Source organism: Streptacidiphilus sp. ASG 303 (assembly GCF_020991365.1).
Taxonomy (GTDB): domain Bacteria; phylum Actinomycetota; class Actinomycetes; order Streptomycetales; family Streptomycetaceae; genus Peterkaempfera.
Genome location: NZ_JAJLRA010000006.1, coordinates 324,899 through 336,915, shown reverse-complemented (window position 1 = coordinate 336,915; position 12,017 = coordinate 324,899). Strand labels below are relative to the sequence as shown.

6 protein-coding genes and 1 pseudogene are annotated in these 12,017 nt (G+C 76.7%); 1 reads left to right on the top strand and 6 read right to left on the bottom strand.

Annotated elements, in window-relative coordinates; translation table 11 throughout:
• Positions 1-133: pseudogene (locus tag LO771_RS11790) on the top strand (ATP-binding protein); the annotation flags it as partial.
• Between the two features lie 132 nt (positions 134-265).
• Here LO771_RS11790 and cimA read toward each other — a convergent pair.
• The 6 genes from cimA to serA form a co-directional block, all read right to left on the bottom strand.
• A complete protein-coding gene (gene cimA, locus LO771_RS11785; protein WP_230650939.1) occupies positions 266-1,894 on the bottom strand; it encodes a citramalate synthase in 1,629 nt (542 codons plus the stop codon).
• 338 nt (positions 1,895-2,232) lie between these two features.
• The gene (locus LO771_RS11780; RefSeq protein ID WP_230650937.1) at positions 2,233-2,799 is read right to left on the bottom strand and encodes a Uma2 family endonuclease; all 567 of its coding nucleotides are present in this window, start codon (positions 2,797-2,799) and stop codon (positions 2,233-2,235) included.
• Positions 2,800-2,933: 134 nt separating this feature from the next.
• Positions 2,934-4,052: a branched-chain amino acid aminotransferase gene (locus LO771_RS11775; protein WP_230650934.1), complete on the bottom strand. Its 1,119-nt coding sequence runs from the start codon at positions 4,050-4,052 to the stop codon at positions 2,934-2,936.
• A gap of 351 nt (positions 4,053-4,403) precedes the next feature.
• Positions 4,404-5,447, bottom strand: coding sequence for a 3-isopropylmalate dehydrogenase (locus LO771_RS11770; protein WP_230650931.1), 1,044 nt, complete (start codon positions 5,445-5,447; stop codon positions 4,404-4,406).
• A 108-nt stretch (positions 5,448-5,555) separates the two neighbouring features.
• The gene (locus LO771_RS11765) at positions 5,556-9,434 is read right to left on the bottom strand and encodes a S8 family serine peptidase (RefSeq protein ID WP_230650928.1); all 3,879 of its coding nucleotides are present in this window, start codon (positions 9,432-9,434) and stop codon (positions 5,556-5,558) included.
• An 829-nt stretch (positions 9,435-10,263) separates the two neighbouring features.
• The gene (gene serA / locus LO771_RS11760) at positions 10,264-11,868 is read right to left on the bottom strand and encodes a phosphoglycerate dehydrogenase (protein ID WP_230650925.1); all 1,605 of its coding nucleotides are present in this window, start codon (positions 11,866-11,868) and stop codon (positions 10,264-10,266) included.
• Between the last annotated feature and the right edge of the window lie 149 nt (positions 11,869-12,017).

Sequence of the window (12,017 nt, the reverse complement as noted above, 5' to 3'; positions counted from 1 at the left end):
CGACGAGGTCCGCGAGGCCCTGCAGCTCGGCCCGGACACGCCGATCATCACCACCGACGCCCGACGCCGCGACAGCGCCAAGTCCGCGCTGATCACCCTCGTCGAGCACGCCCTCCTCGCCCGGCTGCGCTGAGCCGGACCCGGGGACGGGCACGGGGGCGGACCCCACGGGAGCCGGCGGCCTCAGGCCGCCGGCTCCCGGCCGTGTACGGGCGCCTGCCCGCTCCCGTGCGGTTCAGGCCTCCGGGGGCCGCTCCCGTGCGGTTCAGCCCCGTGCGGGCCGGTCCTGGGGCCCGGGCTGCACGCCGGCCCGCAGCAGGCCGTAGGTGTAGGCGTCGTCCAGCGCCTGCCAGGAGGCGGCGATGACGTTGGCCGCCACGCCCACCGTGGACCACTCGGCGGAGCCGTCGGAGGTCTCGACGAGCACCCGGGTCTCCGAGCCGGTGCCGTGCCGGCCCTCCAGGATGCGGACCTTGTAGTCCACCAGCTCCAGTTTGGCCAGCTGCGGGTAGATCCGCTCCAGCCCGGTGCGCAGCGCCCTGTCCAGGGCGTCCACCGGCCCGTTGCCCTCGCCGGTGGCGACGATCCGCTCGCCCTTGGCCCACAGCTTCACGGTCGCCTCGTTGACGGCGCCGCCGCCCGGGGTCTGCTCGACGATGGCCCGCCAGGACTCCACGGTGAAGAAGCGCTCGCGGCGGCCCGCGGCCTCGTCGCGGAGCAGCAGCTCGAAGGAGGCGTCGGCGGCCTCGTAGGTGTAGCCGGCGTTCTCCTGCTCCTTGATCCGGGCGACGATCCGGCCGACCAGGTCGCGGTCGGCGGAGAGGTCGTGGCCGAGCTCCTTCGCCTTGAGCTCCACCGAGGCCCGGCCGGCCATGTCGGAGACCAGCATCCGCATGGTGTTGCCGACCAGCCCGGGGTCGATGTGCTGGTACAGGTCGGGGTCGACCTTGATGGCGGAGGCGTGGAGGCCCGCCTTGTGGGCGAAGGCGGAGACGCCCACGTACGGCTGGTGGGTGGAGGGGGTGAGGTTGACGACCTCGGCGACGGCGTGCGAGATGCGGGTCGTCTCGGCGAGCCGGCCGGGGGGCAGGACCCGGCGGCCCATCTTGAGCTCCAGCGCGGCGACCACGGGGAAGAGGTTGGCGTTGCCGACCCGCTCGCCGTAGCCGTTGGCGGTGCACTGGACGTGGGTGGCGCCGGCCTCGACGGCGGCGAGGGTGTTGGCGACGGCGCAGCCGGCGTCGTCCTGGGCGTGGATGCCGAGGCGGGCGCCGGTCTCGGCGAGGACGTCGGCGACGACCTCGTGCACCCGGCTCGGCAGGGTGCCGCCGTTGGTGTCGCAGAGGACCACCACGTCGGCGCCGGCCTCGTGCGCGGCCCGGACGACGGCGAGGGCGTACTCCCGGTTGCCGCGGTGGCCGTCGAAGAAGTGCTCGCAGTCGACGAAGACGCGGCGGCCCTGGGCGCGCAGGTGGCGGACGCTGTCGCGGACCATCTCCAGGTTCTCGTCCGGGGTGGTGCGCAGGGCGAGCTCGACGTGGCGGTCGTGCGCCTTGGCCACGAGGGTGACGACGGGGGCGCCGGAGGCGACCAGGGCGGCGAGCTGCGGGTCCTCGGCGGCGGTGCCGCCCGCCCGGCGGGTGGCGCCGAAGGCGACGAGCTGGGCGTGCCGCAGGTGGAGCTCGTCGCGGGCGCGGGCGAAGAACTCGGTGTCGCGGGGGTTGGCGCCGGGCCAGCCGCCCTCGATGAAGCCGACGCCGAACTCGTCCAGGTACCGGGCGACGGCGAGCTTGTCCGCGACGGTGAGGTTGATGCCCTCGCGCTGGGCGCCGTCGCGCAGCGTGGTGTCGAAGACGTGGAAGGTGTCGTCCGGGTGGCTGCTGGCCTCGGTCATGGCCGTGGGTCTCCTGTCCGGGTGGATGCTGCTGCCGGGTCTCTCCGGCGCCGCCGTCCTCCTCGCCGCGGGCGCCGGCCGGCCTGCGGGGCCTCCTTGTGGGAGGTCCCGCGCGGCCGGTCCAAAACAAAAGACCCCTCGCGGGTGCGAGAGGTCTGCGCGCGGGTCTGGGACACGGTGGCCGCTCCGGTTCTGGTCGTCGGAGCGGTCTACTGCGGACCGGCGCGCCTGCTGCCGTTAATCACGACGAGCGGGGGCATGGCCGCAGTCTCGCACAGGACGGACGGGGCGCCCCAGTGCGTCTCGGCATGCGGACGCCGTTTCGAGATCATCGGGGGTCAGTCCAGGTCACCGGTGTCGAGGGGGAGGGAGAAGGGGGCCGGGAGCTCCAGGACGTCGCCGAGCGGGACCCAGGCGCAGCGGTGGTAGTCGCCACCGCGGGGCTCGCTGTGGAGCACGGCGCGGGACCGCTCCCGGTCCACGAGGAGGTAGAGCGGGATGCCGGCGGCGGCGTATCCGCGGCGCTTGGCGTCGCGGTCCCGCTCGGGGCGGGTGGAGGTGACCTCCAGGACCAGGAGGACGCCGTCGGGCTCGGCCCAGGAGGGGCGGCCGGCGAAGGCGCCGCGCCGGGCGAAGGTGCCGTCGGGGATGAAGCGGCCGGCCGGGAGGGACAGTCCCTTGTTGGGGGCGAAGTCGATGTCCTCGGGAGAGGAACGGTAGACCTGGCGGACGATCCGGCCGATCACCGTCTCGTGGTCGCCGTCCGGTGGCGGGGTCACGACGATCTCCCCTTCGACGAGCTCCGCGCGGAATCCCTCAGGCGTGTCCAGCGCCAGGAAGGCCGCCAGCAGGTCGTCGCCGTCGCCGCCGTGTCCTGCGGTGACGTGGTGCGGGGCCGCGGTCATGCTCTCCTCCTCCCGGCGTCAGCCGGTCCAACGAGCAGCGGGCTGGGGAGGACACCATCGTCGCACGGCGCCCCGGGCCGGGGCGCCGTGCGGGAGGGGCCGTGCGCCGGGGCGCGGCGCACGGCGGGGGCGCGTCAGCAGATGGTGTGCATCCAGCCGTGGGTGTCGGGGGTCCGGCCGGTCTGGACGGCGAGCAGCGCCTCGCGCAGCCGCATGGTGACCGGGCCGGGCTCGCCGGTGCCGACCGTCCAGTCGGCGCGGGTGGACTTCACCGAGCCCACGGGGGTGATGACGGCGGCGGTGCCGCAGGCGAAGACCTCGGTGAGGGTGCCGTCGGCGTTGCCGTCCTTCCAGTCGTCGGTGGAGATGCGGGTCTCGGCGGTCCCGTAGCCGAGGTCGGCGGCGAGGCGCAGCAGCGAGTCACGGGTGATGCCGGGCAGCAGGGAGCCGGAGAGCTCGGGGGTGACGATGCGGGCGTCGTCACCCTCCCCGTACACGAAGTACAGGTTCATGCCGCCCATCTCCTCGATCCAGCGGCGCTCGACGGCGTCCAGCCAGACGACCTGGTCGCAGCCCTTCTCGGCGGCCTGGGCCTGGGCGACCAGCGAGGCGGCGTAGTTGCCGGCGCACTTGGCGGCGCCGGTGCCGCCGGGCGCGGCGCGGACGTACTCCTCGGAGAGCCAGACCGAGACGGGCTTGACGCCGCCGGGGAAGTAGGCGCCGGCCGGGGAGGCGATCAGCATGAAGAGGTACTCGTTCGCCGGGCGGACGCCGAGGCCGACCTCGGTGGCGAACATGAAGGGGCGCAGGTAGAGGCTCTGCTCGGGCTCGGCCGGCACCCAGTCGCGGTCCTGGCGGACCAGCAGCTCGACGGCCTCGACGAAGGTCTCGACCGGCAGCTCCGGCATCGCCAGGCGGCGGGCGGACGCCTGGAAGCGCTCGGCGTTGGCGGTGGGGCGGAAGGTGGCGATGGTGCCGTCCTGCCGCCGGTAGGCCTTGAGGCCCTCGAAGATCGACTGCCCGTAGTGCAGGGTCATGTTGGCCGGGTCGATCTCCAGCGGCCCGTACGGCACCAGCTGGGCGTCGTGCCAGCCGCGGCCCTCGGTCCAGCGGATGGTCACCATGTGGTCGGTGAACACGCGGCCGAAGCCGGGGGAGGCCAGCCGGGCCTCGCGCTCCGCCGCGGGCAGCGGGTGCGCGGAGGGCTTGAGCTCGATCGTGATGGGGGCCTGGGCCAGGGGTGCCGTGGTCATGGCTGCGTGAGTCCTTCACCGTCTCGTCGTGGCGGGCCGCCGGGCGGCCCGGCGCAGGGCCGGGCGCGACCGGTGCCCAGGTTCGATGGTCGCATTCCCGGGGCCCGGTCGGACAGCCGTGGGGTGTCCGGCGGTGCGGGCGGCGGCTCTCCGCCATCGGCCGGCCGCGCGGGGCGGCGGGACGGCGGGGCGGCGGAGGGCGGGCCGCCGGGGCGCACGCCGGTCCGCGGGACACGACGGGCGGCCCGGGATGCGTACCGGGTGCCGGGGGTCAGGGGTGCTGAACCGCCGGGTCGGCAGGGCGTCCGGGCCGCCTCGTGGGTGAAGGGCGCGGGCGAGTGGACCGGCGGTTCAGCCGGCTACTCGGGCGGCGAGCGCGTCGCCGGTCTGCGCGGTGGTGCGGGCGGGGGCGCCGACGCGCCCCGCGAGGTCGGCCGCGACGGCCGCCTCGACGCGGGCCGCCTCCTCCGTGAGGCCGAGGTGCTCCAGGAGCATGGCGACGGAGAGGACGGTGGCCGTCGGGTCGGCCTTGCCCTGGCCGGCGATGTCCGGCGCGGAGCCGTGGACGGGCTCGAACATCGACGGGAAGTCGCCCGCCGGGTTGATGTTGCCGCTGGCGGCCAGGCCGATGCCGCCGGTGACGGCCGCGGCCAGGTCGGTGAGGATGTCGCCGAAGAGGTTGTCGGTGACGACGACGTCGAACCGCTCGGGCCGGGTCACCATGAAGATCGTCGCCGCGTCCACGTGCAGGTAGTCGGTGGCGACGTCGGGGAACTCGCGGCCGACCCGCTCGAAGATGCTGCTCCACAGGTGGCCGGCGTGCACCAGCACGTTGTTCTTGTGGACCAGGGTGAGCCTGCGGCGCGGGCGGGCGGCGGCGCGGCGGTAGGCGTCGCGGACGACGCGCTCGATGCCGAAGGCCGTGTTGAGGCTGACCTCGGTGGCGACCTCGTGGGGGGTGCCGGCGCGCAGGGTGCCGCCGTTGCCCGCGTAGGGGCCCTCGGTGCCCTCGCGGACCACCACGAAGTCGATCCCGGGCGAGCCCGCGAGCGGCGAGGCCACGCCCGGGAAGAGCCGGGCGGGGCGCAGGTTGACGTGGTGGTCGAAGGCGAACCGGAGCTTCAGCAGCAGGCCGCGCTCCAGCACGCCGGACGGCACCGACGGGTCGCCGACCGCGCCCAGCAGGATCGCGTCGTGGCCCTTCAGCTCCTCCAGCACGGAGTCGGGGAGGGTCTCCCCGGTGGCGTGCCAGCGGCGGGCGCCCAGGTCGTACTCGGTGGTCTCGGCCTTGGTGCCGGCGGGGAGCACCGCGCCGAGCACCTTGAGGCCCTCGGCCACGACTTCCTGGCCGATACCGTCACCGGGGATCACTGCGAGGCGGATGCTGCGAGACATGTCGGCACCCTACTCGCCCGTCCCAGGTGATGACACGGACCGTCCGCCATGTGGACGAACGATCCGGGCGGGCGGGCCGGGACGCCCGCGCCGCCAGGGGGGCGGCTCTCACCAGAGGGGCAGCGGCACCACCTGGGCGCGCCTGTCGTCGGTGTTGCCCTGGTGGACCACCAGCAGCGCACCCCCGGCCCCGAGGCCGCCCCCGCCCAGGCCGCCCGTCCCGAGACCGCCCGTCCCGAGACCGCCCGTGCCCAGGCCGTACGCCCACGGGTCGTACGCCCACGGGTCGCGGCGCACCTCCAGCAGCATCCCGGGCCCCTCCGGCACGGCCACCGCGGGGGGCCCGCCGGTGCCGGCCCGGACGTCCAGCGCCGGGTGGAGCACGTCCAGCGTCAGCGCCGGACGCCCCCCGGACAGTCCGAGCGCGTCGTAGGCACGGCGGACGTCGGGGACGCCGTCGCCCCCGGCCGGGCCCGTCCACAGGGCGTAGCGGATCAGCGCGGTGCTCTGGCGCAGGCCCGGCAGCGCGGCCAGCCGCACCGGCAGCACGACCGTGCCGCTGTCCAGCAGTCCGGGGGCGGCGCCCCACCGGGCGCCGAGCGGCTGGACGTCCAGCTCCGTGCCGGTGGCCGCGTCGAGGGTGCGGGCCACCAGCACGTCGCTGCCGGGCAGGCGGTCGGCCTCGACCACGGCGTCGGTGCGGCCGTCCCCGTCGGTGTCCAGGGAGGCCCGCACCGCGGTCCTGCCGACCGGGGTGGGGGCGGCGGCCCAGGAGACGGCGGCCAGGTAGAGGGTGCCGTCCTCCAGGGGGTCGCCGCCCCGGGCCGCCACGGCGGGGGCGTCGCTGGCGGCGCCGGCCCAGTGCAGGTCGGCGGCCCGGTCGGCGGGGTACGCGGCGCAGTCCGCGCCGCCCGCCGGCGGGCGGGGGCCGCAGTCCGGCCAGCGGGCCCCCTCCGCGCCCAGGGCGAACGCGCCGAGCAGGGACGGCGCATCCGCGGCGGCCGTGCCGGCGGTCCGGCCTGCGGCACGGGGGTCGTCGTCGATCCGCACCAGCAGGCCCGGCCGGCCCGAGCCGTCCGCGGGGAGCCGCGAGACCAGGGCGGCGGTGAGGCGGGACGCGGCGTGCGGGGCGGCGAGGACCGGCACCCGCAGCTCCGGCAGCCCGTCGCCGCCCTCCGGCGTCAGGACCAGCCTCCCGGACGCCTCCGGCCGGTAGACGCGGGCGTGCCCGGCCTGCTCCGGGTCCAGGGTGGGGTCCGGCCGCGCCTCCAGCGCGGCGGGGTCGGGGATCCGCAGGGTCACCCGGACCACGGCCGTGCCGCCCGCCGGTACGGACACCGCTGCGGGCTCCACCGCGTAGGACGCGCCCGGCACCGCGGTGGCGGCCCGGTAGCCCGTGCGGTAGGCGACGGGCCGGTCGCCGAGATTGCGCACCTCCACCTCGCGGGTGAGGGACACCGGCGCGGTGGCCGCCACCTCGCCGAAGGAGACGCCGACCGCGCCCGGCGGCACCCCGGCGCCGGAGGCCGCGGCGACCACGAGGGTGCGGACGGCCAGGTCCGCCCGGATCCGCCCGGCGCCCACGCGCTCCGGGCCGTAGACCGCGCCCGTGCCGCCCTCGCCGGTGGTCAGGTCGGCGCCCGCGGTGTCCATCAGGGCCGCCTTGACCTGCTCGGGCGTCCAGGACGGGCGGGCGGCGCGCACCAGGGCGGCGGCCCCGGCGACGTGCGGCGCGGACATCGAGGTGCCGTCCTTGCGCACGCCCCCGGAGCCGGAGCCGGCCTGCGCGGAGAGGATCGTCTCGCCGGGCGCGGTGACGTCGGGCTTGACCAGCCCCGGCAGGCCGTTGCCCCGGGAGGAGAAGCCGGCCAGCGTGTCGGCGCGCTCCGGACGGTCCTGCGCCACCGAGCCGCGCAGGGTGTTGCCGGGCGCGGCGAGCCGCACCCGGACGGGGTCGCCTGAGGCCGCGGCGGCGCGGAGCCGCTCGCCGTCGGCCCGGGCGACGATCACAGCGGGGATGCGGGTGTCGCCGGAGATCTCGCCGGTCTGGTCGCCGTCGGCGGCGAGGACCACCCCGACCGCCCCGGCGTCCGCGGCGTGGTCGGCCCGGGCGGTGGAGCCGCAGGCCCGGTCGGCGTCGCGGACCGTCCAGGCGAGCACCGCGACCCGGCCGCGCAGGCGGGCGGCGTCGGCCGGGCCGAAGGGGGCGCAGCCGTCGGCGTCGTCGGCCGGGAGGGCGAGTTCCCCGGTGACGTCGCGGGTCTCCCAGTCGGGGTACTTGCTGCTCCAGTGGGCGGGGACGACCGTCCCGGCGGCGGTGGGGTCGGGTTCGCCGGGCGCGACGGCCGGGGCGGGAGCGGCGGGGGTGGAGCCCGGAGCGGCGGGGGTGGGGCCCGGAGGTGCGGGCGCGGGCCCGGCCCCCGCGGCGCGGGGGGCGGGGGTGGGACCCGGGGGGACGGGCGCGGGTGCGGATCCGGCGGCGGGGACGGGTGCGGGCCCTGCCGGGACGGCCGGTCCGGGGACGGCCGGTCCGGGGACGGCCGGTCCGGGGACGGGCCCGGACCCCTCCGGGGCGGCCCGGGGCGGCAGGACACGGATGCCGTCCGCGTCGGTGTGGCCGTCGACCGAGGCGGCGACGGCGATCGCCCGGGAGGCGACGGCCGGGCTGGAGCCGATGCCGTAGACGTCGCCGTCGTTGCCCGCCGAGGCGACGACCACGGTCCCGGCGGCGGCGAGCCGGTCGGCGGCCACCGCGTCGCCGTCCCCGGGGTCGCCGAAGGAGCCGCCGAGGGAGAGGTTGACCACGTCGAGCCGGTCGGAGAAGTCGCCGTCCTGGTTCGGGTCGGCGGCGAGGTCGAGGGCGTGGGCGATCTCGTCGGTGGAGCCGTGGCAGCCGAAGACCCGCAGGGCGTAGAGGGAGGCGCCGGGCGCGACGCCGGGGCCGACCCGGAAGCCGGCGGGGTCGAGGCCCGGCCGGTAGGGGCCGGTGTAGGTGCGGCCGTCGCGGGTGACGCCGTACCCGGCGGCGGTGCCGGCCACGTGGGTGCCGTGGCCGTTGGCCGTGCAGTCCAGGGGGTTGGCGTCGGGGTGGGGGTCGGGCTGGTAGGGCGGCTCGGCGGGGTCGGTGTTGTAGTCGTCGCCCACCAGGTCCCGGCCGCCGACGACCTTGACGTTCGGGAAGAGGCCGGCGGGCGCGGGCCGGGATCCGTCGACGGCGCGGTACGCCTCGGGGGTGCCGGGGCCGCCGAAGTCGGCGTGCGTGTAGTCGATGCCGCTGTCGACGACGCCGATGGTGACGCCCCTGCCGGTGTTCCCGGGTACGGCGTCGGAGCCCGCCCAGACGGCGGGCGAGCCGGTGAGCGGGACGGAGTGGGTGTTGGCCCGGTACTTGCGGCTGATCGGGTGGACGGCGCGGACGCCGGGCAGGCCGCGCAGCGCGCCCAGCCGGTCGGCGGGCACGCGGACGGCGAGGCCGGAGACCACGGAGGCGGTGCGGTAGAGCACCCGGGCCCCGGGCACGGCGGCCTCCAGGGCGCGGGCGGTGCGGTCGGCGGCGGCCTCCACCGCGCGCCGCTGCCGTTCGCCGGCGCCGGCCGCGGCGCGGCGGACGTCCCCTGCGGAGCGGCGGGCGCGGCGGGCCTCGTCCCGGGCCCCGCGCCAGGCCTGCCAGCTGTCGGGGGTGTCGAGTTCGAGCAGGGCGGTCTCGGGCGGCGCGGCGGCGTCGCCCGGGGCGTCAGGCGCGGCGGACTCCGCGCGGGAGACCGGCGCGGTGCCGGGCGCCCGGGTCAGGTCGAGCAGCCCGGGTGCCGCGACCAGGACGAGCAGGGCCGCGCCGGCGGCGGCGCGCCGGACGGCGGCCCGGGGCCGGACGGCCCGGGCCGTCCGGGATCGGCCCAGGCCGGACCGGGTCGAGCCGGACCGGGCCGGTCCGGACCGGATCGGGCCCGGTCCGGGCCGGTCGGTGTCCTCGGGTCGGGGCGTGCGCAAGGTCGGCCTCCCCCGGAAGGGTCGGCTGGCCGTGCGCACCGTGCGGACGGCGATCACCCTCCCGGAGGGATCAAATTACGATCAGTCCGGAAGGCCGCCGGGCGCCCCGACCCCGGGTCGGGAGCGGTGCACTCCCACGGGTGACCGCGGCTCACCCGTCCGGTGGGAGGCCGCGGGGAACCGGTGGGACCGGCGTGCGGCGGGGCGGGTCAGTGACCGGTGGCGCCGCCGTTGTCGCGCCGGTCCAGGGCCCGCTGGAGGGCGGCCGCGGCGTTGCGCCGGGCGGTGTCGTCGCGCTTGGCGGTGGTGTCGGGGGCGGTGGTGGGCATACCGGGACTCCGTTCCGTGGCATGCGGGGGGGCGCATGGGGGTGGGTGTCTGGCCTCGGCGTCGCCGAGGGCTGCGGTACGCCGCAGGGGTGGCCTGCGCATTCGCGTACGGCGCACACGGGCGGCAGACCGGGAGGGTGGCCGGTCGCAAGGGGCCGCGGGCCGCGTGGCACTCTCACGGTACGCCGGGCCGGCGGCGGATGTCCGCCCGTTACTCGGACTTCCTACTATCTGAGACGGCGACCCGCCGCGCCCTCCCGGACCCGGCGGCACAGCCCGCCTCTCCCGGCAGGGGACGCACGTCGGCGGCCGGGAGGGAGGTGCGGGCACGGGCGCCGGCCAGGAGGCTCGTCACGCCCCAGGCGTGGGACCCCCCGCCCGCGGCGGGCGTCCCGGGCGCCGTCCGCGCGGGGCCCGGGACGCGCGTGTGCCCCGCCGCGCGGACGCGGCGGGGCACACGGGGGCGGGGCACCCGGGGCGGCGGCGCCCCGGAGGGGCGGTCAGTCCCCGAGGTCCACGGAGCGGGCGAACCGGGCGCCGATCTCGGTGGCGATCTCGGCCAGGACCTGCTGCGGGATCTCGCTGTCCACGGTGAGCGAGACCAGGGCGTCGCCGCCGGCCTCGTCGCGGGCGACCTGCATGCCGGCGATGTTGATGCCCGCGTCGCCGAGGATGCGGCCGAGGGTGCCGACCACGCCGGGCCGGTCCTCGTACTGGAAGAAGGCCATGTGGTCGGTGAGGACCACGTCCACGTCGAAGGAGTCGACGCCGACGATCTTCTGGGTCCGCTTGGGGCCGGTGAGGGTGCCGGAGACCGACACCTCCCCGCCGTCGGCGAGGGTGCCGCGCACCGTGATGACGTTGCGGTGCTCGGCCGACTCGCTGCTGGTGGTCAGCCGCACCTCGACGCCGCGCTCCTGGGCGAAGAGCGGCGCGTTGACGTACGAGACGGTCTCGTCGACGACGTCCTCGAAGACGCCCTTGAGGGCGGAGAGCTCCAGCACCTTGACGTCGTGCTGGGTGATCTCGCCGCGGACCTCGACGTCGAGGCGGACGGCGACCTCGCCGGCCAGCGCGGTGAAGATCCGGCCGAGCTTCTCGGCGAGCGGCAGGCCGGGGCGCACGTCCTCGGCGATCACGCCGCCCTGGACGTTGACGGCGTCGGGGACCAGCTCGCCGGCGAGGGCGAGGCGCACCGAGCGGGCGACGGCGATGCCGGCCTTCTCCTGGGCCTCGTCGGTGGAGGCGCCCAGGTGCGGGGTGGCCACCACGTTGTCGAACTCGAAGAGCGGGGAGTCGGTGCACGGCTCCTTGGCGAAGACGTCCAGGCCGGCGCCGGCGACCCGGCCCTCCTTCAGGGCACTGACCAGGGCGGCCTCGTCCACGATGCCGCCGCGGGCGGCGTTGACGATGCGCACGGTCGGCTTGACCTTGTGCAGCGCCTCGTCGCCGATGAGGCCGACCGTCTCCGGGGTCTTGGGGAGGTGCACGGTGATGAAGTCCGCGACCTCCAGCAGCTCGTCGAGGGAGAGCAGCTTGACGCCCATCTGGGCGGCGCGGGCGGCCTGGATGTAGGGGTCGTAGGCGACGATCCTCATGCCGAACGCGGACATCCGCTGGGCCACCAGCACGCCGATGCGGCCGAGGCCGACGACGCCCAGGGTCTTCTCGGCGAGCTCGACGCCGGTGTACTTCGACCGCTTCCACTCGCCGTTCTTCAGGGCGGTGCTGGCCGGCGGGATGTTGCGGGCGACCGAGATCAGCAGGCCGCAGGCGAGCTCGGCGGCGGTGACGATGTTGGAGGTGGGCGCGTTGACCACCATCACGCCGGCCTTGGTGGCGGCGGAGACGTCCACGTTGTCCAGGCCGACGCCGGCGCGGGCGACGACCTTGAGGCGGCGGGCGGCGGCGATCGCCTCGGCGTCCACCTTGGTGGCGCTGCGGATCAGGACCGCGTCGACGTCGGCGATGGCGGGCAGCAGCTCGGCGCGGTCGGCGCCGTTGCAGTGGCGGATCTCGAAGTCCGGGCCCAGCGCGTCGACCGTGGCGGGCGAGAGCTCTTCGGCGATGAGAACGACAGGCTTCTGGTGTGTTGCAGCGCTCACGACAGTTGTCCTTACTGTCCGGTTCTCCCCCGGCCGCGGACCGTGGGTGGCGTGTCTCGCGGGGCTGTCCCGGCGGCGGGAACAGCGGCATGGGGAACGGTGGCATGCCGCGTTGAAGACGCACGACGCTGTGGGCCTGACGCGCACTC